General features: G+C 70.3%; 19 protein-coding genes. 13 read left to right on the top strand and 6 right to left on the bottom strand.

The window, feature by feature from the left end; all coding sequences use genetic code 11:
• Positions 1 to 73: 73 nt before the first annotated feature.
• On the bottom strand, positions 74 to 952 hold the full coding sequence (locus ACFIF2_RS25580) for a methyltransferase domain-containing protein (RefSeq protein WP_395575580.1): 879 nt from the start codon (positions 950 to 952) through the stop codon (positions 74 to 76).
• A 28-nt stretch (positions 953 to 980) separates the two neighbouring features.
• On the opposite strand from ACFIF2_RS25580, the gene ACFIF2_RS25585 reads away from it, so the two are divergent.
• Entirely contained in the window at positions 981 to 2,486 is a 1,506-nt protein-coding gene (locus tag ACFIF2_RS25585) for a PLP-dependent aminotransferase family protein (RefSeq protein WP_395575581.1), read from the top strand.
• Between the two features lie 21 nt (positions 2,487 to 2,507).
• On the opposite strand, the gene ACFIF2_RS25590 is transcribed toward ACFIF2_RS25585, so the two are convergent.
• The 3 genes from ACFIF2_RS25590 to ACFIF2_RS25600 all read right to left on the bottom strand — a co-directional run bounded on the left by ACFIF2_RS25590 (position 2,508) and on the right by ACFIF2_RS25600 (position 5,014).
• The gene (locus ACFIF2_RS25590) at positions 2,508 to 3,065 is read right to left on the bottom strand and encodes a TetR/AcrR family transcriptional regulator (RefSeq protein ID WP_395575582.1); all 558 of its coding nucleotides are present in this window, start codon (positions 3,063 to 3,065) and stop codon (positions 2,508 to 2,510) included.
• A 334-nt stretch (positions 3,066 to 3,399) separates the two neighbouring features.
• The gene (locus ACFIF2_RS25595; RefSeq protein ID WP_395575721.1) at positions 3,400 to 4,137 is read right to left on the bottom strand and encodes a dienelactone hydrolase family protein; all 738 of its coding nucleotides are present in this window, start codon (positions 4,135 to 4,137) and stop codon (positions 3,400 to 3,402) included.
• Positions 4,138 to 4,255: 118 nt separating this feature from the next.
• Complete coding sequence (locus ACFIF2_RS25600; protein ID WP_395575583.1) at positions 4,256 to 5,014, bottom strand: DeoR/GlpR family DNA-binding transcription regulator; 759 nt, start codon at positions 5,012 to 5,014, stop codon at positions 4,256 to 4,258.
• Positions 5,015 to 5,062: 48 nt separating this feature from the next.
• Between ACFIF2_RS25600 and ACFIF2_RS25605 the strand changes: the two genes are divergently transcribed.
• The 5 genes from ACFIF2_RS25605 (at position 5,063) to ACFIF2_RS25625 (ending at position 7,964) form a co-directional block, all read left to right on the top strand.
• Positions 5,063 to 5,446, top strand: a complete 384-nt coding sequence (locus tag ACFIF2_RS25605; protein ID WP_395575584.1) for a DUF4406 domain-containing protein — start codon at positions 5,063 to 5,065, stop codon at positions 5,444 to 5,446.
• On the top strand, positions 5,443 to 6,144 hold the full coding sequence (locus ACFIF2_RS25610) for an NUDIX domain-containing protein (protein WP_395575585.1): 702 nt from the start codon (positions 5,443 to 5,445) through the stop codon (positions 6,142 to 6,144). The genes ACFIF2_RS25605 and ACFIF2_RS25610 overlap by 4 nt, the downstream gene beginning before the upstream one ends.
• Before the next feature lie 260 nt (positions 6,145 to 6,404).
• A complete protein-coding gene (locus ACFIF2_RS25615) occupies positions 6,405 to 6,614 on the top strand; it encodes a hypothetical protein (protein ID WP_395575586.1) in 210 nt (69 codons plus the stop codon).
• Between the two features lie 406 nt (positions 6,615 to 7,020).
• On the top strand, positions 7,021 to 7,470 hold the full coding sequence (locus tag ACFIF2_RS25620) for a nuclear transport factor 2 family protein (protein ID WP_395575587.1): 450 nt from the start codon (positions 7,021 to 7,023) through the stop codon (positions 7,468 to 7,470).
• 131 nt (positions 7,471 to 7,601) lie between these two features.
• The gene (locus ACFIF2_RS25625; protein ID WP_395575588.1) at positions 7,602 to 7,964 is read left to right on the top strand and encodes an ArsR/SmtB family transcription factor; all 363 of its coding nucleotides are present in this window, start codon (positions 7,602 to 7,604) and stop codon (positions 7,962 to 7,964) included.
• Positions 7,965 to 8,093: 129 nt separating this feature from the next.
• Here the strand turns inward: ACFIF2_RS25625 and ACFIF2_RS25630 are convergent, their stop codons facing one another.
• Complete coding sequence (locus ACFIF2_RS25630) at positions 8,094 to 8,516, bottom strand: arsenate reductase ArsC (protein ID WP_395575589.1); 423 nt, start codon at positions 8,514 to 8,516, stop codon at positions 8,094 to 8,096.
• A 95-nt stretch (positions 8,517 to 8,611) separates the two neighbouring features.
• On the opposite strand from ACFIF2_RS25630, the gene ACFIF2_RS25635 reads away from it, so the two are divergent.
• The 6 genes from ACFIF2_RS25635 to ACFIF2_RS25660 all read left to right on the top strand — a co-directional run bounded on the left by ACFIF2_RS25635 (position 8,612) and on the right by ACFIF2_RS25660 (position 14,591).
• A complete protein-coding gene (locus tag ACFIF2_RS25635) occupies positions 8,612 to 8,920 on the top strand; it encodes an ArsR/SmtB family transcription factor (protein ID WP_395575590.1) in 309 nt (102 codons plus the stop codon).
• Entirely contained in the window at positions 8,917 to 10,035 is a 1,119-nt protein-coding gene (arsB, locus tag ACFIF2_RS25640) for an ACR3 family arsenite efflux transporter (protein WP_395575591.1), read from the top strand. The genes ACFIF2_RS25635 and arsB overlap by 4 nt, the downstream gene beginning before the upstream one ends.
• Positions 10,032 to 11,096: an ArsO family NAD(P)H-dependent flavin-containing monooxygenase gene (locus ACFIF2_RS25645; RefSeq protein WP_395575592.1), complete on the top strand. Its 1,065-nt coding sequence runs from the start codon at positions 10,032 to 10,034 to the stop codon at positions 11,094 to 11,096. The genes arsB and ACFIF2_RS25645 overlap by 4 nt, the downstream gene beginning before the upstream one ends.
• Before the next feature lie 279 nt (positions 11,097 to 11,375).
• The gene (locus tag ACFIF2_RS25650; protein ID WP_395575593.1) at positions 11,376 to 12,779 is read left to right on the top strand and encodes an NAD(P)-binding domain-containing protein; all 1,404 of its coding nucleotides are present in this window, start codon (positions 11,376 to 11,378) and stop codon (positions 12,777 to 12,779) included.
• 391 nt (positions 12,780 to 13,170) lie between these two features.
• A complete protein-coding gene (locus ACFIF2_RS25655) occupies positions 13,171 to 13,953 on the top strand; it encodes a sulfite exporter TauE/SafE family protein (protein ID WP_395575594.1) in 783 nt (260 codons plus the stop codon).
• A 128-nt stretch (positions 13,954 to 14,081) separates the two neighbouring features.
• Positions 14,082 to 14,591, top strand: coding sequence for a hypothetical protein (locus tag ACFIF2_RS25660; protein ID WP_395575595.1), 510 nt, complete (start codon positions 14,082 to 14,084; stop codon positions 14,589 to 14,591).
• A gap of 120 nt (positions 14,592 to 14,711) precedes the next feature.
• Here ACFIF2_RS25660 and ACFIF2_RS25665 read toward each other — a convergent pair whose 3' ends face one another.
• Positions 14,712 to 17,045, bottom strand: a complete 2,334-nt coding sequence (locus tag ACFIF2_RS25665; RefSeq protein ID WP_395575722.1) for a ricin-type beta-trefoil lectin domain protein — start codon at positions 17,043 to 17,045, stop codon at positions 14,712 to 14,714.
• A gap of 493 nt (positions 17,046 to 17,538) precedes the next feature.
• On the opposite strand from ACFIF2_RS25665, the gene ACFIF2_RS25670 reads away from it, so the two are divergent.
• Positions 17,539 to 19,884 carry an AbfB domain-containing protein gene (locus ACFIF2_RS25670; RefSeq protein WP_395575596.1) on the top strand — a complete coding sequence of 782 codons (2,346 nt, stop codon included), beginning with the start codon at positions 17,539 to 17,541 and terminating at the stop codon, positions 19,882 to 19,884.
• The last annotated feature ends 44 nt before the right edge of the window (positions 19,885 to 19,928 follow it).

A 19,928-nucleotide genomic window follows, 5' to 3' on the forward strand; every position in this document is an offset into this window, starting at 1 on the left:
GATCGGCCGGGGTGGGGCCCCGCCGCTTTCCCCGGGGCCCCGGGGAAAGCGGCGGACGTGGTAAGAGGACTGCTCACGAGAGCCGAGGAGACCGTGCAGGACCCCCGGGCGGGTTCACGGCGACGGCTTTGAAGAACGTGTAGTGGAACGTCCCGTCGTGGGCGGTCCGGTACAGGTCTGTGATCCCCTGGTCCCAGTCGGCCGGAGTGATCAGGGCGGCGGCCAGCGCGGTGTCCCGTACGGATTCGACCATCGCGATGAAGGTGTTGCGGGTGAATCCCTCGACCCACCCCGGCCGGGTCTGGTCGGCATAGACCGTGCGTGGACGGACTTCAACGCTGTCGTATCCGGCGCCGGCCAGCAATGGCTGCAGTTGCCGACCGAGCAGCGCGTCGCCTCCGGCCGCCGCCTGGAGTCGGACCTGACAGTCGATCACTGCCTGGGCATGGACGCTGGCAGGGTGGAAGACCACCGATCCGTGGTCCCCCTCGATCAGGGTGATGGTGCCCCCGGGCCGCAGCACGCGCCGTAGCTGGGCCAGCGCCCGCCGGGGGTCCGTCAGGTGTTCCAGGACGAAGCACACGAAAGCGTGGTCGAACTCCGCGTCGGCGAAGGGAAGGTCGAACACGTCTGCGTGGTGCCACTCCACTTGCGCCTGCGCCTCGGGCGCGACGCCGGCGACGTGGGCACGGGCCTGCGTGAGCGACTTCGCGGACTGGTCGACCGCGACGATGTGCGCCCCGGGGCTGGAGCGGAGCAGATGGACTGTCTGAGCGCCGACCCCGCAGCCGACCTCCAGCACTCGGCTGCCGGCGGGGTAGGCGGTTCCGGCGTGCAGCAGCTGCGCCAGTGTGTCCGCCTGGTCGCCCAGCCGACGGCCCTCACGCCGTGAGTATCCGTGTACGTAGTCGGCCGCCGGGACAGGGGCGGAAGGCGTCGTGGTTGTGTTCATGGGCTCACCCTGCTGCGACTATGGACCGGTGAACAGATCCAATGAGGGCACTCCTCGCCGGTCCATAGTGTCTGGGGCCGACTTCCTTCATCTGGCCATCGAGGAGGCGCCGAGCGGCGGGAAGTCCGAGTGGCTGGCCCAGCAGATCCGGCTCGCGCTGGCGGACAGGCGCCTGCCGATGGGAAGCAGGTTGCCGGCCACGCGGGTCCTGGCCGGTGAACTGGGTGTATCACGTGGCGTGGTCACGGAGGCCTACCAGCGCCTGGCCGAGGACGGATATCTTGACGGACGAGGGCGCAACGGAACGATCGTCGTCGGCGCACCCGCGGCGACGGCAGCAGCCAAGCCTCCTCCTACGCTCGTCGGCCCGCCCTCACCTCGCTCGGTGTTCACCGCCGCGCCCGAAGCAGACGTCTTCGACTTGATACGCACGGCTCGGGCCCGGATCGACTTCTCCCCAGGACTTCCCGATGTCGCCGCGTTCCCACGAGCGGCGTGGCTGCGCGAAGAACGCCGCGTCCTGGATCGCCTCGCGGCATCCGACCTCGGGTACGGAGATCCACGCGGTACGTTGGCACTCCGCGTGGCCGTCGCGAACTGGATCGCCCGTAATCGCGGTATCCGGGCGGACCCCGGCGAAGTCCTCGTCGTCGCCGGCACCGCCCAGACGCTCACCCTCGTAGGGCAGGTGCTGCGCGATGACGGCATCTCCGCGGTGGCCATCGAGGACCCCGGCTCCCTGGGGGCCCGTCAGCACTTGCGCAACTGCCGGTTGGACACCCCGCCCGTCGCGGTCGACTCGGAAGGGGTGCGGGTGGATGAACTGCGCGCCACGGGCGCGGCGGCCATCTTCCTGACACCCGCCCACCAGTTCCCCACCGGTGTCGTCCTGCGCGGCAGCCGTCGCAGCGAACTGACGCACTGGGCGAGCGAAAGCGGCGGACTGATCATCGAGGACGACTACGACGCCGAGCACCGCTACGACCGGACGCCCGTGCCGGCCCTGCGGTCCGTGCTCGCGAACAACGTCTTCTACGCCGGGAGCGTGTCAAAGCTCCTCGCCCCGGCCCTGCGCATCGGGTGGGTCCTCGCCCCACCGAAGTACCGCGACGCACTCCTGGATGCCAAGCGGTTCGCCGACCTCGGCAACGCCGCCCTGCCGCAACTCGTCCTTGCCCGGTTCATGGAATCCGGCGCGCTGGAACGCCAGTTGCGCCACCTGCGCAGGCACCACCGCCGCCGCCGGGACACCATGGTCAAGGCCATCGCCGCGCACCTGCCAGGCGCGACCGTTCATGGTGCCGCAGCGGGCCTGCACCTGACCATCACCTTCGAGGCCGGGTTCGCCGACACGGACGTCGCAGCCGCGGCACTCGCGCGCGATGTGAAGGTGCACCCCTTGTCGTGGCACTGCCAGCGTCCCCGTCAACCGGGACTGGTCCTCGGCTACGCCGCGAGCCCGCCGACCGACATCAGCGAAGGAGTGGCGACCCTCGGCGACGTACTCAGACGGATGTCCGCCTCCGGCACCTGACAGCAGTCCGGTCGATCCTGCTCAGTGGTGCCTGTCGACGACGGCACGGACGACGGCGGCGACCTCCTCGCGGTCGGTGGGCCGCAGATCGACGGAGTTGTGGATGGAGAACCCTTCGACCAGCGCGTCCAGGGCCCGTGCGGTGAGCGGGTCGAAGTGCCCGGCCAGGGAGTCCCGGCTGGCCTGCATCCAGGAGCGCATGACGGCGCGCACCTCGGGATTGCGGGTGGCGAAGGCGTAGAGCTCGTAGCTGAGCAGGAGGTTGCGGTCGGTTCCCCAGACCTTGCCGCAGATGATCTCGACGACCGCCTCCTCGGCCTCCTGGCGGGTCCGCGCGGCCTCCAGAAGGGCGCCGTAGCGTGTGGAGACGGTCTCCGCGAGCCGGGTGAAAGCGGCGGTCAACAGGTGCTGCATGTCGTCGAAGTAGTAGGTGAGTGATCCGAGCGGCACGCCTGCCGCCTCCGCGATCTTGCGGAAGGTCACCTTGATGGCACCGTGCTCCGCGATGACGTCGAGCGCGGCGTCGAGGATACGTTCGCGGCGCCGGGGGTCGTTGGGGCCTCGAGTGCTGCCTGTCATCGCCGTTGTCCGCCTCGTCTTCTCAGTCGCCGACCCGATGAGTACATCTGTTCATACTCGGTGGGCGGCGCGGGATCGCCGCCCGCCTGCCCCTCATTGTCGCCAACACCGGCGGAGCCCTTCCTTGACAGACCGTGCTGTAGGCCGACGCCGCCGGGCGGCTCGGGGCCCGACGAGACCGCCCGGGTCAGTCTCGTGGCGAAGCGAGTACGGCGGTGACCTGCCGCTCACCGGTGGCGACCGGCTCGGGCACGCATCGGTGAACGTCTCGGTCAGGTCCCCCGGAGTGCGGGACGTGTGCGGACGGTAGATCGCCGGTGCGCGGGTGGCGGGCTCATGCCCCCGGACTCTCCGTCACGGGCAGGCACTCGGCGAGCAGGTTGACTACGTCGCGCCAGGCCCGCCGCGCGTGCTGTGGGTGATAGCCGACGCCGGGGACCGTGGGGTGGTCGACCGGCGGGTGGTGGAAGGCGTGCAAGGCACCGCCGTAGACCGTGAGGCGCCAGTCGACGCCCGCGGCCTGCATCTCAGCGGTGAACGCGTTTCGTTGCGCGGGCGACATGATCGGGTCCTCCGACCCGACCCCGGCCCACACCGGGCAGCGAATGCGCGCTGCCTCGCCCGGTCGTCCCGTGACAGTTGCGTTGACTGTCCCGATCGCGCGCAGGTCGACGCCGCCGCGCCCGAGCTCCAGTGCCACGGCGCCCCCGGTGCCGTAGCCGACGGCCGCGATCCGGTCGGGGTCGGTCCGCGGTTCGGTGCGCAACACGTCGAGCGCCGCACGGCCGATACCCCGCATCCGGTCGGGATCAGCGAGCAACGGCATGCAACGGGCCAGCATCTCCTCGGGGTCACCCAAGTAGCGCCCGCCGTGAAGGTCGAAGGCCAGCGCTACGTATCCCAGCTCGGCCAGAGCATCGGCCCTGCGGCGCTCGACGTCGCTGAGCCCCACGCCCTCCGGTCCGAGCAGCACCGCGGGCCGGCGGTCGACACCGGTTGGGAGCGCGAGGTGCCCGATCATCGTCAAACCGTCGGCCGGGTACTCGACCGTACGCGCCGTAATCGTCGTAATCGTCGTCATGAGGCTGGACTGTAGTGATCGTCGAGCCCAGTCAGACCGGTGTTCTGCCGCTGGCAGAGCGGCGTCCGGTGGCCGGTCGACCGGCCGCTCCGCGGCCGGATCCCCGCCGTCAGTCGGCCGGCAGCACGTCGACCCCGCTCTGCGTGAGCTGCTCGATCACCGGGTCGTGCGGGTCCTCGTCCGTGATGAGTCCGCTGATCTCCTCCCAGGGCAGGACACGGAACCGGGAAGCGGTGCCGATCTTCTCGGAGGAGGCGAGGACGTAGGTGTCCGCCGCCCGTGCCGCGAGGGCGCGCTTCATCGCCGCGTCCTCGGCGTCGCCGGTGGTGAGTCCCGCCTCGGGGTGCACGCCGGTGACGCCGAGGAGGAAGAGGTCGGCGGAGACGTTCTGCGCGGCTTCGACCGCGGCGGCGCCGCAGGCGACCGCCGAATGCTTGAAGAGGCGGCCTCCCAGCATGAAGACCTCGGCCTGAGGGTGCTCGAGCAGGGCGACGGCGATCGGCGGGCTGTGCGTGATGACGGTGCAGGCCAGATCCTTTGGCAGCGCGTGGGCGACGGCCAGGGCGGTGGTACCTCCGTCGAGGATCACCACGCCGCCGGGCCGCACCAGCCCGGCGGCCACCGAGGCGACCTTCCGTTTGCCGTCCGGGGCCACGCTCTGCCGGGCGCCGTAGTCCACCACGGCCGGCGAGACGGGAAGTGCCCCGCCGTAGACCCGCTGGCACAGCCCTTCATTCGCCAGGTCGCGCAGGTCGCGCCGGACGGAGTCCTCGGAGATCCGCAGTTCGGCGGCGACCTCCTTGGCGACGATCTTGCCCCGCCGGGCGAGCAGCTCCAGCAGGTGGTCACGCCGTTCAGCAGCCAGCATTCGCATTCCTTCCTGTTGTTGCACGTTTTTGCATGTATCGTAACGCCCATGACCGACAAGCCCATGCTCATCCTCATCGCCGGGCCCTATCGCTCCGGCACCGACGGCGACCCGCAGGCCATGGCCGCCAATCTCGCCCGCCTCGAAGAGGCCGCGTGGCCCGTCTTCGCCGCCGGCCACCTTCCCGTCATCGGTGAGTGGATCGCCCTGCCCGTCCTGCACTCGGCCGGCGCGGGCCCCACCGACTCCCTCGCCGATCAGGTGCTCTACCCCACCGCGGAGCGCCTGCTGGCCCGCTGCGACGCCGTACTGCGACTGCCCGGCGACTCCACCGGAGCCGACCAGGACGTCGCCATCGCACGCCGCCGGGGCCTGCCCGTCTACCACGACATCGCGGAGATCCCGGTCCTCGGCCGGCAGGGGGCGGCGTGACGCCCCGCCCCGGTGTGGACATCCCGGACCACCGCGGCCGGACAGGGCTCGACCGGGCCGGGCGCGATCTCGACCGCAACCCCGCCGTCCGGGTCCGCGACGTCGAGCTGACCTCCCGGGGCTGGCACGTCCTGCGCCGCACCACCTTCGACTACCGCCGCCGCGACGGACGCTGGGAAACGCAGGTACGCGAGACGTACGACCGCGGCAACGGCGCCGTCGTCCTGCCCTACGACACCGGCCGCGGATGTGTCCTGCTCACCCGCCAGTTCCGCTACCCGGCCTACGTCAACGACCACCCCGACGGGATGCTCGTCGAGGCCGCGGCCGGACTGCTCGACGCGGACGACCCCCACACCGCGATCCGCCGCGAGGCGGCCGAAGAACTCGGCGTCACCCTCGGCCCGCTCACTCACGTCCTCGACGCCTACATGAGCCCCGGCTCCGTCACCGAACGCCTCCACTTCTTCGCCGCCCCCTACACCCCCGCCGACCGCGCGGGAACCGGCGGCGGGGTGGCGGAGGAAGGCGAGGACATCGAGGTCCTCGAACTGCCCTTCACCGAAGCCCTGGCCATGACCCGCGACGGACGCATCGCCGACGGCAAGACCGTCATGCTCCTGCAATGGGCGGCCCTGGACGGCCCCTTCGCCCCGCATCCGACAGACCCGAACAACACCGACCCACCTCGTCGATGACGTCCGGCCCGGCCGACGTCGGTCCGGTGACGTTCGGTCGGAACGGCAGGGTCCGCACAGGGCGGTGCCCTCGCGTTTGACGTTGTGAGCGGGCCTGGACTGTGCGTCGTGAGCGGCTTGAGCCCGTGGCGGCAAGGCGGCTGATCCGGCCGATCCGGCGGATGTATGCGGCCATCCTTGTACTACACGGCCGCCTCGGCGGTGCGCGCTGGTTACAACCTCACCAGGGGACGTCTTGTCGAACGGTGGGGGGGGATCGCGTGCTGACGATCAATGTTGCTGTGCTGCTGGCGGTCATCATCGTCCTGCGCCTGCGCCGACGGACCGAGGCGCGCAGCCGCAACGACGAGAAGCTTACCGTGGCCATCGTCCTGGTCTTCGGCGTCCTGGTCGCCCCGACCCCGTTCGGGCAGTGGGTGCTGGGCTTGGTGGGAGAACTGGTCACCGGCGTCAACGATCCCGGCCGCTGAGCATCACCCGCGCCTGACGGCCACCGCTCGTCGGCAGGGAGGCCGTCGCCGGTACAGCGAGTGCACCCACACGGGCGGTGCACTCGCTGAATGCCTCAGAGTGCCCTCCCGTCGGATGCGCTCGGTCGTGGAGACGCCGGGTGTGCCGCACGAGGCGCAGCTTCCCGCTCGCGGAGCGGGTCACGGTGACCGAAGGTGCGGGCACCGACCTCACGGCGGACGCGCTCGCAGAAGGCTGCGGCCCAGTGGCCGACACGGAGGTCCCGACCATGCCGACGTAGACGTGCCCGTGCTCAGCCATGCTGTTGCCCTCTCGTTGGCGCCAAGCCGACCCAAACTGGGCCGGTTGCCCAACGATGTCTGATTGCCGCCAGCAGAATTGCGGTGTGGTCCTCATGCTGGCGACATGACGATGTCATCCACTACGGAGTCGGCAACAGTTCTCTCCGGCATGTATGCGGCTGAGGCGGAGTACCTGGCGGCGGGAGGCCCTGGCGAGGCTTCGTTCGACCTCCTCGCCCCCTTCTTCGCGCCGGATGTCGTGCTGCATCAGGCAGATGCCCTGCCATATGGAGGCACGTGGCGTGGGCACAACGGCCTGACGCGGTTCTTCCTCATGATGGGAGAGGTGTGGGAGTCGTTCGAGATGGTGGAGCAGGAGTTTCTGGCCACCGGTGACACTGCGGTCGTGCTCACGCAGGTCCGTGCTCGCGCCCGCGCGACCGGCCGTGAACTCAGCTTCCCCGTTCTGCAAGCGTTCACGATCAGGGACGGGCGGATCTCCGAGGTCCGTCCGTTCTACTGGGAGACCCGGGCTGTCGCCGACGCCTGCGCCGTGCCTAGCCTCGGCCTGTGACGACGGCCGTCCTCGCAGGCGGCTCCATACCGGCTGTGTGCGCCTCTGCCATGCTTCCCCCAATCATTGATTAGATGGACATCTAATCAACCGGTCTTGGCGGGAGGTGGAACCGGTGTCAATATAGATGCATGTCGAAGCTAGGGCAGTTGCCCGCCAGCGCATCCGCCGCCACCGCCCCTCCGTGCTGCCCCTCGCTCACGGACCGCGAGCTGACCGATGAGGAAGCCGAGGCCACCGCCGCCATGTTCAAGGCGCTGGGGGATCCGGTGAGGCTGCGCCTGTTCTCCAAGGTCGCCTCCCATCCTGACCGGGAAGCCTGTGTGTGTGACATCGCCGATGTCGGCGTCTCCCAGCCCACCGTCAGCCACCATCTGAAGAAGCTCCGTGAAGCCGGCCTCCTGCTCTCCGAGCGGCGCGGCACCTGGGTCTATTACCGAGTCGCGCCCGCGGTCCTCGCCGCACTGTCCGGATTCCTCACCGCCCGCGACTGAGCGGAGCCTGACGGACATCCCGGCCGTACGGGCCCGGGCGCCGTCGCATACTCAGGCGCGTCATCGATCATCTCGGCGCCGAACGGCCTCCGTGCTGGTGGTCAGCGCTCCGCCGACGAAGACCCTCTCTCATGCCGTGGCCTCCGGCTTCGCGGGGGCGATCTCGGCGATGAGACCCTCGACCAGGGTCTTGATCTCGTCGCGGATGGGCCGGACGGCCTCGGCGCCCTGGCCGGCCGGGTCCTCCAGCTTCCAGTCCAGGTAACGCTTGCCCGGGAAGACGGGGCACGTATCCCCACAGCCCATCGTGATGCAGACGTCCGACTCGCGAACCGCGTCGACGGTGAGAACCTTCGGCGTCTCCTGGGAGATGTCGATGCCCACTTCGGCCATGGCCTCGACCGCGGCCGGGTTGACATGCTCGCCGGGGTTGGAACCGGCGGAGCGGACCTCGACGCGGTCGCCGGCCAGGTGGGTCAGCCAGGCGGCTGCCATCTGGGAGCGGCCGGCGTTGTGGACGCAGACGAACAGGACGGAGGGCTTGTCGGCCATGGGGATCGTTCTCTCTCGTCGCATGGCGGAACCCGGCCGCCAACCACCTCGGTCCCCGCTGGTATCAGCGGAAGATGATGTGAGAGTATCAGCGCATGCTGACTTCAGTCGATCCTGATGTGATCCGGGTGCTGGGCGATCCGCTGCGCCTGAGGATCGTGACTCTGCTGGCGCGCGAGACGCTCTGCACGACACACCTGGTCGAGGAGACCGGAGCCAAGCAGACCAACCTGTCCAACCATCTGAAGGTGCTGCGCGAAGCCGGGTTGGTGGAGACCGAACCGTGTGGCCGCTTCACCTACTACAAGCTCAAGCCGGAGGTCCTGGCCGGGCTCTCCGAGCAGTTCGCCGCGCTGGCCGACTCCGCCCGTACCGCTTCCGAGAACAAGAGGGCCTGCCCGTGACCCCGACCGAGCCGACCACCGTCCAAGGCGCCTCGCCGGCCGGCGACGGGGACAACTCGATCGTCAAGAAGCTCTCGACCCTCGACCGCTATCTCGCGGTGTGGATCGTGCTGGCCATGGCCGTCGGTCTCGCCTTGGGCCGCCTCGTCCCGGGGATGAACGACTCGCTCGCGAAGATCGAGATCGGTGGCATCTCCCTGCCGATCGCGCTCGGCCTGCTCGTCATGATGTACCCGGTGTTGGCCAAGGTCCGCTACGACCGGCTCGATCGCGTGACCAGCGACCGCAGGCTGCTCGTCTCCTCGCTGGTCATCAACTGGATCGTCGGCCCGGCGGTGATGTTCGCCCTGGCGTGGATCTTCCTGCCGGACCTGCCCGAGTACCGCACCGGACTGATCGTCGTGGGCCTGGCCCGCTGCATCGCCATGGTGATCATCTGGAACGACCTGGCCTGCGGCGACCGCGAGGCCGCGGCCGTGCTCGTCGCGCTGAACTCGGTGTTCCAGGTCCTGGCGTTCGGTCTGCTGGGCTGGTTCTACCTCGACCTGCTGCCCCGCTGGATGAACCTCGGCGACGGTCAGGGTCTGGACGTGTCCGTCTGGCACATCGCCTTGAACGTCGTCGTCTTCCTCGGCATCCCGCTCCTGGCCGGCTTCCTCACCCGCCGCATCGGCGAGCAGAAGATGGGCCGGACCGGCTACGAGGCACGGTTCCTGCCGAAGATCGGCCCATGGGCGCTGTACGGGCTGCTGTTCACGATCGTCATCCTCTTCGCCCTGCAGGGCAGGACCATCACTTCACAGCCGCTGGACGTCGCCCGGATCGCGCTGCCGCTGCTGGTGTACTTCGCGGTCATGTTCTTCGGCACCTTCCTCCTCGGCAAGGGCCTCGGCCTGGCCTACGACCGCACTACGACCCTCGCCTTCACGGCGGCGGGCAACAACTTCGAACTGGCCATCGCGGTCGCCATCGCCACCTTCGGAGTCACCTCGGGCCAGGCCCTGTCCGGCGTCGTCGGACCGCTCATCGAAGTGCCGGTGCTGATCGGCCTGGTCCACGTCGCGCTCGCCTGGCGCCGGAAGTTCGCCGCCGAGGCGGTGACGACGGCCCCGTGACACAGCACGTGGACGTGGTCGTGGCCGGCGGCGGCCAGGCCGGGCTCGCCGCCGGCTACCACCTGCGCCGCCAGGGCATCGACTTCACCGTCCTCGACGCCGAACCGGCGCCGGGCGGGGCCTGGCAGCACATGTGGGACTCGCTGCGCCTGTTCTCCCCGGCCGATCACTCCTCGCTGCCCGGCCGGCTCATGCCCGCCCAACCAGGTGAGGTCTACCCCGCCGCCGGTCACGTGGTGGACTACCTCACCGACTACGAGAAGCGCTACGACCTGCCCATCCAGCACGGCACCCGTGTGGACGCCGTACACCGCGACGCAGACCGGCTCCGGGTGACAACCGACTCCGGCACCTGGCGGGCCCGCGCCGTCATCAGCGCCACCGGCACCTGGTCGCGGCCGTTCGTCCCCGCCGCCCCCGGCCGCGGCGTCTTCACCGGCCGGCAGACGCACACGGTGACCTACCGCTCCCCGGCCGACTTCGCCGGACAGCGCGTCATCGTGGTCGGCGGCGGGAACTCCGGCGCCCAGATCGCCGCCGACCTCACCCTGGACGGCCACGTCGACGTCACGTGGGTGACCCGGCGCCCACCGCGCTTCCTCCCCGACGACATCGACGGCCGCGCCCTGTTCGACGTAGCCACCGCCCGCCGCAGCGCCCTCGATGCGGGTCGCGATGACACCGGCGGGGTCGCCGCACTCGGCGACGTCGTCGCCGTCCCGCCCGTCCGTGCCGCCCGCGACGCCGGGCTCCTGAACGCCAAGCCGATGTTCTCCCGGCTCACCGCCCATGGTGTCCAGTGGGCCGACGGAAGCCAGAGCCACGCGGACGCGGTCATCTGGTGCACCGGTTTCCGCCCGGCCCTCGCCCACCTCGCTCCGCTGACCCTGCGCGATCCACGCGGGCACATCCCCACCGACGGCACCCGCGCCGTCGGTGAATACCGGCTGCACCTGCTCGGGTACGGCGACTGGACCGGGCCCGCCTCGGCCACCCTCATCGGCGTGGGCCGCACGGCCCGTGAGGCCACACGGCAGATCGCGCAATTGCTGGGCGGCTGAAAGTGCACCCCGCCACCGGTCGTGGACGCGTCCTCGGTCGGCGGCGACGGGGCCGTGTACGAGCAACGCCATCCCGGCGAGACGCCCAGCGCGCCCAGCCGCTCCGCACATGCGAGCCCGGCAGAAATTCGATGAACGTCTATGTTGATGTCTGTCGATGTCGGTGCCATGCTGGGCCACGCAAGCCATCGGCAAACATCGAAGCAAGCGGGTCGTGACCCAGATGACCGTTTTCACTCACACGCGCTGACCCCTTCGCCCCAGAGGAGACCGAGCATCATGAGCATCCAGCAGCTCCCCGTCGTCGTCATCGGGGCCGGCCCTGTCGGACTGGCCGCAGCCGCCCACCTCATCGAGCGGGGCATCGAACCCTTGGTCATCGAAGCGGGGGACAGGGCCGGCGCGGCCGTGCGTGAGTGGAGCCACGTGCGCCTGTTCTCCACCTGGGGCGAGGTCGTCGATCCGGCCGCCGAGAAGCTGCTCGCCCCCACCGGCTGGACCCGGCCCGACGCGGCTGCCTACCCCTCCGGCGGCCACTGGGCCGAGCAGTACCTGCAGCCGCTCGCCGACGCCCTCGGCGACCGGGTCCGCTACGGCGCCACCGTCACCGGTGTCTCCCGGGCGGGACGGGACCGGATCGTGGACGCCGACCGCGAGCAGCAGCCGTTCGTCGTGCACGTCGCCCTCGCCGACGGACGCGAGGAGCGCGTCCTCGCCCGAGCGGTCGTCGACGCCTCCGGCACCTGGGCCACGCCCAGCCCGGCCGGCGGCAGCGGCCTCGCCGCTCTCGGCGAGGAGGCCGCCGCGGACCGGATCACCTACCGCGTCCCGGACCTGAAGGACCCGGCCGTCCGCGCCCGGTACGCGGGCAGGCGCACCGCCGTCATCGGCTCCGGAGCCTCCGCCTTCACCGCTCTCGCCTACCTGGCCGACCTCGCGAAGTCCGACGACGGCGCCGGAACGAAGGGGGTGTGGATCCTGCGCCGGGGCATCTCGGGCTCCACGTTCGGCGGGGGCGATGCCGACCAGCTACCGGCGCGCGGCGCCCTGGGCCTCGCCGCCAAGGCGGCCGTCGAGGAGGGACACGCGGACGCGGTCACCGGCTTCCGCACCGAGGCGATCGAACGTGATGGTGACGCCCGCCTGGTCCTGGTCGGCGAGGACGGGCGCCGCCTGGACGCGGTCGACGAGGTGATCGTGCTGACCGGCTTCCGCCCCGACCTGTCCTTCCTGAACGAGATCCGCCTCCGCCTCGACGAGCGACTCCAGGCTCCGGTGGAGCTCGCCCCGCTGATCGACCCCAACCAGCACTCCTGCGGCACCGTCTACCCCCACGGCCACCGCGAGCTCTCCCACCCCGAACCCGGTGTCTTCCTGGTCGGCATGAAGTCCTACGGCCGCGCCCCCACGTTCCTCGCCATGACCGGATACGAGCAGGTCCGCTCCGTCGCCGCCGCGCTCGCCGGCGACCTCGACGCGGCCGACCGCGTGGAACTCACCCTGCCCGAGACCGGAGTGTGCGGGGGCGCCGGACTGTTCGACGCCACCGACGCCCCCGACGCCCAGGAGGCAGACGGTGGCGGCTGCTGCGCGCCCACGCCGCGGCTCGTCCAGCTCGGCGCCCCCGCCGCAGTCGGCGCGGCTGCCGAAGAGACCCCGGCAGGCGGCTGCTGCGGGTCGTGACCAGCCTGGACACCCCCGCGCACGGGGCCGCGACCGGAACAGGGGACCGGACCCCGCCCGCGGCCCCGCGCAGGACGCCTCTCCGGGCTCCTCGCGGCGCCGGCAACCATCGCGGCAGCCCTCGCGTCGTTCGCCGGCGCGGCCCTGGCCGTGCCCGTCGGCGGCTACGGACCGCTGTTCTTCCTTCTGGCCACCGTCTCCGCGGCCGCCGCACTCATCGCGCCGCGGACCGCCACCGTACGCAGCCGATCACCACAGTCCTGACATCCCGGCCCTGACATCCCGGCCCTGACACCCCGGCCGCCCCTGTGAACATCTCGTTGCCGGACGAGGATCCCGCCCTCCGCTCCGTCGATACTGACCGGGCGATCACAAAGCGGCGGGAGCAGTGGTGGAATCGACGATCTGGGCCGGGTTCGCGGCCGGCCTGCTGATCTCGACGGTGACCGCTCCGGTAGGCGTCTCCGGGGCGGTCTTCCTCCTGCCGGTCCAGCTCAGCTTCCTCGGCGTGCCGAGCCCAGCAGTCACCCCGACGAACCTGCTGTTCAATGCGGTGGCCGGGCCCGGGGCACTCTGGCGCTACCGTCGCGACGGCGCTCTGCGCGGCTCACTGGCCCGGCGCCTCGTCGCCTGGACACTGCCCGGCGTCGTCTCGGGCGCTGCCATCCGCGTCTTCGCCCTCCCCGGTGCCGACGTCTTCCGTATCCTGGTCGCCGTCCTCCTTCTCCCGCTCGGCGCGTGGCTGTGCCTGCGCACCCTGCGCCCCGCCCGGCCGCGGCCGGACATGGCCGAGCCGTCGGCGCCCGCGCTCGCCGCACTGGCGCTCACGGTCGGTGTGATCGGTGGCATCTACGGCATCGGCGGCGGTTCCCTCCTCGGGCCCATCCTCGCCGCGCGCGGCATGCGCATAGCCCGCATCGCGCCGGCCACGCTCGCCGCGACCTTCACCACGTCCGTCGTCGGCGCCGCCGCGTACGCGCTGCTGGCCCTGGCAAGCACCGGCCCCGTCGCGCCCGACTGGTGGCTGGGCCTGGCCTGCGGCCTGGGCGGGCTGATCGGCGGCTACCTCGGCGCACGTCTCCAACCGCACCTGCCCGAGACCGCCCTCCGGCTCCTCCTCGGCGCTCTCGCCGCCGCCCTCGGCGTGCTGTACGCCGTCCAGTCCTTGGCCTGATCCCGGCGGCCTGCTCACTGCAGGCCCTGGCAGCCCGGTCGTTGGAGCGTGAGCTGCGGCCGCTCGCCCTACTTGACGTGGACACGGCAGGGTTCTAGCTTTCTGCCTTTCTGACGAGAGGACCCACCATGAGGCTCCGCACGTTCTCCACCACCCTCGCTCTCGCGCTCACCGCGCTCTTCGCCCCGGGGGTGGGCGTCCTCGGCGGCGCGACAGAAGCGCACGCGGCCACCAAGATCAGCCATGCCACGGCGACCTCGATGTTCCGCGGCTCCGGCATCACCTGGTCCTCGTCAGGTGGCTGCTCGGACCGCAACAACCCGACCTGTACGTCCTTCGATCAGCTCAACCTCGCGTCCGCACAAGGCGCGCAGACACTCAAGAGCGCCAGCGGATGCAGCCTCAACATCACCGGCGGCACGGAGACCGGCCACGCGTCCGGGACGTACTCGCACTGGAACGGTTACAAGCTCGACTACAGCAAGTACACCTGCCTCGGCAACTACATCAAGAACACCTTCACCTACATCGGCGTCCGGGGCGACGGTTCCCCGCAGTGGAGGTCGGGATCCGGCAACATCTACGCCGACGAGGGCAACCACTGGGACGTCACCTACTACAACTGCGGGGGCTGCTGACCGGCCCGGCCCGCCCCGCCCGGAACCTCGGCCACGGCCGGGGCGGGCTCCGGTGCCCTCCGCAGGAGGACGCCGGAGCCCGCTTTCACGGACATCACCCGAAGCGGGACCGGTTGACCGTCAGGGCAGGGTCCACTTCTGGTTGGGGCCGGTGTGGCAGGTCCACAGGTGGACCGGGGTGCCGTCGTTCCAGAGGCCCCCGGAGGCGTCCAGGCACTTGCCGGACTGCGGGTTGCGGACCGTGCCGTCGGCCTGGGGCGCCCACGTCTGCGCACCGGAACCGTTGCACGTCCACAGCTGAATCCTCGTACCGTCCGCGCTGCCGCCGCCGGAGACGTCCAGGCACTTGCCCAGGGCGCGTACGGTTCCGTCGCCGGGCAGCGTCCACTGCTGGGCGCCGGTCCCGTTGCAGGTCCACACCTGGACCTCGGTGCCGTCGGCGGTCTGGGAGTTGTCGACGTCGAGACACTTGCCGTTGACGCCCTTCACCTCACCGGCCCGGGACGTGGCGCCCGGCAGCTTGTTGAGCGTGTACCAGGCTTCGGTGCTCCACAGCGTCTCGCCACCGGCCGAGCTGAAGGGACGGGGTGAGCGGACGTGGACCACCCGGTCGGCCTTGAGGCCCGGGACGGCGAGGGTGACGGTCTTGCGGTCGGCGGAGAGCGTGGCCGACTGCGCGGTGAGGGTCTCCTCGTCGACCTTGGGGCCGCCGTAGTCGGCCGTCGGCACGTACCGCCACTGCTTGATCTTGTACCGGTTGGCCAGTTCGTTCGCCGTGTCCGTCGACAGGGGCTGGGTGTACTCCAGCTCGAAGCCGCCCGGTACGGCGCGCATGGCGCGGATGTCGAAGGCGTTGGCGCCGTTGGGGGTCAGCTTCTGCAGGCCGTAGGCGAGCTTGCCCTCCTGGCCCCAGTTGCCGCCCGCGCCCAGACCGCCGGCGTAGAGCGCGCCGTCCGGGCCGACGCTGATCCGGGTGACCCCGGCCTCCAGTCCCTGGGTGAGACGGAAGACCGCCCCTTGGTACTCGCCGCCGACCTTCTCCAGGAAGCCGCGCTGGATGCCGCCGTAGGTCACGTCACCGAACAGCATCTGGCCGGCGAACGGGCCTTCCGTCAACTGCAGCGGCGTACTTGGCGAGTTGGCGATCTCGTTCTGCGGCAGCCACAGGACCGGCTTGGTCACCGGCTGGGAGTCGAAGGGGCCGTGCGGGTTGGTGTAGTGGTTGAAGAAGCGGTCCTGCTTGATGTGCACGAGCTTGGACGAGGGCAGCCAGCCACCCTGGTTGTCGGTGACGAACATGTCGCCCTCGGGGCCCCAGCCGATGCCGTTCGGGGTGCGCAGGCCGCCGGCGACGTAGGAGACCTCGCCCGTGTTCTTGTTCACCTTGACGGTGGTGCCGCGGTTCTCGGCGGGCTGCGGATCCGTGGTGGCGCCGCCGTAGTTGATGGAGACGGACAGGTTCAGGTAGAAGAACCCGTCCTTGTACAGCAGGCCGAAGGCGAACTCGTGGAAGTTGCCGCCGAAGGGCCAGGCCGCCACGCGCCGGTACTGGTCGGTGACCTCGTCGCCGTTGGTGTCGTTCAGCTCCGTCAGTTCGTGCTTCTGCGAGACGTAGAGCTTGCCGTCGACGTGCTTGATGCCCATCGGCTCCTTCAGGCCGGAGGCCACCTTCTTGGCCGTCACCTTGTCCGGCCCGGTGTCGCCGGTGACGTTGCTCAGGAGGTAGACCTCGCCCGCGGTGTTGTTGCTGCCGCCCCAGGTGGCCACGGCCAGGCGTCCGTCCGGGAGCCAGTCCATGGCGGAGACCTGCGGCTCGAAGCCGTTCGGCCGGAGGTTGGTGAGGGCGTAGTTCGGATGCACGCCGGTCAGGGGCAGACCGTCTCCCGGCGAGTCCGTGCCTCCCTCGCACTCCTTGCGGCCGGGCGCGGTCACGCGTACGACGTCGGCGTCGGTGCTGAGCGCCGAGTTCGGTACGACGCTGAAGCCCGAGGCGCCCGGCGGCTTCCAGGCCAGGGTCAGCTGCTGACCGCCGTCGCGCTCGAAGTGCTCGATGCGCAGTGAGTGGAAGCCGGCCGTCAGGTCGACCGTCGCGTCCTTGGGCTCTGCTCCGTGCAGGCCGTCGTGGTTGACGACCAGCTTGTCATCGATCCAGAGACGGGAGCCGTCGTCGCTGGTGAGCCGGAAGGTGTAGCTGCCCGCCTGGGCGGCGTCGAGGTTGCCGATGACGTGGGTGACGAAGTTGGTCTCCAGGCCGAAGTCGCCGGCCGAGGACCAGTCGACGACCGGCATCAGCTTGTCGATGTTCGGTGTCTGGCCCGCCTTGAGGGTGCAGATCTCGTTGAGCGGGGCCTGGACGTCGAAGACGCGCAGCGTCACACCCGGTTCCTGAGGGGGGAGAGCCGCGACGGCCGAGTCGTCCGCCGGAGCCGGGGACGACGACAGGCCGACGACCAGTAACGAAGCGATGAGTGTTCCGGCCAGGCGTCTGCCGAGCCGGCGGGGGTACAGCCGTGGATACACGTGACCTCCTGACGGTCCCTCGGACACGAGGAACTCGGTCGGGCAAGTGGGAGATCCACCGCTGCCGGGACGCGCCGTCGTCCCGGATACGGAGGGGGTGCGGACGTGGGGCGTGAGGCGTGAGGCGCCGCCCGGCGCCGCAACGGACACAGTATGGACTTCCGCCTGGGCCGTCCATGCTTTGTCATCGGTGAGTGAAAAGTTCCGGCCGGTCCATGGGGCGCTTGTTGCAGAAGGGGGACGGGTTGTTCGATCACCCGGCCGGAGGGCGGTGCCCCGTCGGACGAGGAGCCTTCACAGCGCTCTTCTAACGATGTAAAACCTCCGTGCGGATGAGAACCGGACGGCTGTCGTCCCCCTGCTTCGGCAGCGCTCCTTGTCCGCGTGTCGCCCTGCGCCATTGCACCTCCTCCACGAAGGAGTACCGATGCGCCCTTCCCCCGCCCCCGGAGCGGGACGACGTCGGCATGCCCTCGCGGCATGGGTGACGGCCTGCGTGATGTTCTGCGCCGGCGCCCTCGTCGCCACGCCGACGGCCTCCGCCCGGACAGCCGCGTGGAGCCCCCGACCCGCGCCGATGACGACGCCGTGGACCCACCAGGTCCCGGTCGACAACCCGCTGCCGGAGTACCCGCGGCCGCAGCTCACCCGTCCCGACTGGAAGAACCTGAACGGCATCTGGGACTTCGCCGTCACAGCCGCCGACGCCGGGCAGCCCGCATCCTTCCCGGAGCAGATCAGGGTGCCGTTCGCCGCGGAGTCGGCGCTCTCCGGCATCCAGCGCAAGATCACCCAGAACGACAAGCTCTGGTACAAGCGCACCTTCACCGTCCCGGCGGACTGGAACGGCCGCCGCGTCCAGCTCAACTTCGGCGCCAGTGACTGGCGGACCACGGTCTGGGTCAACGGCCGGTCGGCCGGCGCGGTCCACAGCGGTGGCTACGACTCCTTCACGTACGACATCACGCCGCTGCTCAACGGCGGTACCAACACGATCGTCGTCTCCGTGTGGGATCCGACGGAGACCGGCAGCCAGGCCGTCGGCAAGCAGCGCATCCGGGAGGTCGCCCCGCACCCGGGTGGTGGCATCTTCTACACGGCGGCGTCCGGCATCTGGCAGACGGTGTGGCTGGAGCCCACGGCACCCGCCCGCGTCACCCGCCTCGACATGGTGCCGGACCTGTCGGACAACACCCTGAGGGTGACCGTGCGCGGCGCCGGCGTGAGCGGCCACCAGGCCAGGGTCACGGTGTCCGCGGGCGGCTCGACGGTGGGCGGCGCGACCGGCGCGGTCGGCTCCCCGCTCACCGTGTCCGTCCCCGGCCCCCGCCTGTGGTCACCGGAGGACCCCTTCCTGTACGACGTGAAAACCGAGTTGCTGTCCGGTTCCGCGGTCGTCGACACCGTCGGCAGCTACACCGGCATGCGCTCGGTCTCGCTCGGCAAGGTGGACGGCGTTCCGCGGCCCCTCCTCAACGGCAGATTCGTCTTCCAGACCGGCACCCTCGACCAGGGCTACTGGCCCGACGGCCTCTACACCGCCCCGACCGACGCGGCCCGGCGATACGACCTGCAGAAGCACAAGGACCTGGGCTTCAACATGGTCCGCAAACACATCAAGGTCGAGCCCCAGCGCTGGTTCTACTGGGCCGACCGACTCGGACTGCTGGTGTGGCAGGACATGCCGTCGATGGACCTGCGCACCCCCGACAGCGCCGCTCGCGTGCAGTGGGAGGCCGAGTACGAGCGCGTCATCGACCAGCACCGCAGCTCGCCGTCGGTGGTGATGTGGGTCAACCAGAACGAGGGATGGGGCCAGTACGACCAGGCCCGCATCGCCGACAAGGTCAAGGCGTACGACCCCTCCCGCCTGGGCGACAACATGAGCGGCATCAACTGTTGCGGCTCCGTCGACGGCGGTAACGGCGACGTCGTCGACCACCACGTCTACGTGGGCCCCGGCGTCACCAGACCGTCCGCCACCCGGGCCGCGGTCCTCGGCGAGTTCGGCGGACTCGGATTCAAGGTGGCCGGCCACGAGTGGTACCCGGGCGGCGGCTTCAGCTACGAGAACCAGCCGAGCCTCGCCCACCTCGACAACCGCTTCACCGGACTGATCGACGTGATGCGCGAGACCCAGATGCCGCTCGGCCTGTCCGCCTCCGTCTACACGGAGATCACCGACGTCGAGAACGAGGCCAACGGCCTGCTCACCTACGACCGCCAGGTCGTCAAGGTCGACGAGGCACGGGTGAAGGCCGCCAACCAGGCCCTGATCGACGCCTCCCGCAGCGCACGACCTCCGGTCACCCTGCCCACGGACCAGTACAGGTCCCTGCGGGTCACGACACCCGACTACACCACCAGGTACGCGCGTCACCAGGACGGCCTGGGCTTCACCGAGGTCGTCGACGCGAACAGCTCCGCCCTGCTGAAGAACGACGCCACATGGAAGATCGTGCCGGGCCTGGCCGACAGCAGGTGCTACTCCTTCGAGTCTCGCAACTACCCCGGCCAGTACCTGCGTCACCGGGACTTCCGCATCCACAAGGAGGGCGGCGACTCCACGTTGTTCAGGGCGGACGCCACCTGGTGTGCCGTTCAGGGGCAAGGAGGCGTGCGCCTGTCCGCGTACAACTTCCCCGACCAGTATCTGCGCCACTACCGGGCCGAGCTGTGGCTCGCGACTCCGGGCGGCGCACATGAGTGGGACAACCCGGCCGGCTTCACGCAGGACACCACCTGGGCCGTCGAGGCGCCATGGGCGCCGTGAGCCGGCACTGCTGAAGGCGTGGCGACGCGAGGACGCGACGGCGC

The sequence above is a fragment of the Streptomyces sp. BK79 genome, from assembly GCF_044142145.1.
GTDB lineage: Bacteria > Actinomycetota > Actinomycetes > Streptomycetales > Streptomycetaceae > Streptomyces.

Bases quoted from the DNA above. Each gene is read 5' to 3' on its own strand.
- ACFIF2_RS25580 (WP_395575580.1), bottom strand. From the start codon at position 952: ATGAACACAACCACGACGCCTTCCGCCCCTGTCCCGGCGGCCGACTAC.
- ACFIF2_RS25590 (WP_395575582.1), bottom strand. From the start codon at position 3,065: ATGACAGGCAGCACTCGAGGCCCCAACGACCCCCGGCGCCGCGAACGT.
- ACFIF2_RS25600 (WP_395575583.1), bottom strand. From the start codon at position 5,014: ATGCTGGCTGCTGAACGGCGTGACCACCTGCTGGAGCTGCTCGCCCGG.
- ACFIF2_RS25605 (WP_395575584.1), top strand. From the start codon at position 5,063: ATGACCGACAAGCCCATGCTCATCCTCATCGCCGGGCCCTATCGCTCC.
- ACFIF2_RS25620 (WP_395575587.1), top strand. From the start codon at position 7,021: ATGACGATGTCATCCACTACGGAGTCGGCAACAGTTCTCTCCGGCATG.
- ACFIF2_RS25625 (WP_395575588.1), top strand. From the start codon at position 7,602: ATGTCGAAGCTAGGGCAGTTGCCCGCCAGCGCATCCGCCGCCACCGCC.
- ACFIF2_RS25630 (WP_395575589.1), bottom strand. From the start codon at position 8,516: ATGGCCGACAAGCCCTCCGTCCTGTTCGTCTGCGTCCACAACGCCGGC.
- ACFIF2_RS25635 (WP_395575590.1), top strand. From the start codon at position 8,612: ATGCTGACTTCAGTCGATCCTGATGTGATCCGGGTGCTGGGCGATCCG.
- ACFIF2_RS25650 (WP_395575593.1), top strand. From the start codon at position 11,376: ATGAGCATCCAGCAGCTCCCCGTCGTCGTCATCGGGGCCGGCCCTGTC.
- ACFIF2_RS25660 (WP_395575595.1), top strand. From the start codon at position 14,082: ATGAGGCTCCGCACGTTCTCCACCACCCTCGCTCTCGCGCTCACCGCG.
- ACFIF2_RS25670 (WP_395575596.1), top strand. From the start codon at position 17,539: ATGCGCCCTTCCCCCGCCCCCGGAGCGGGACGACGTCGGCATGCCCTC.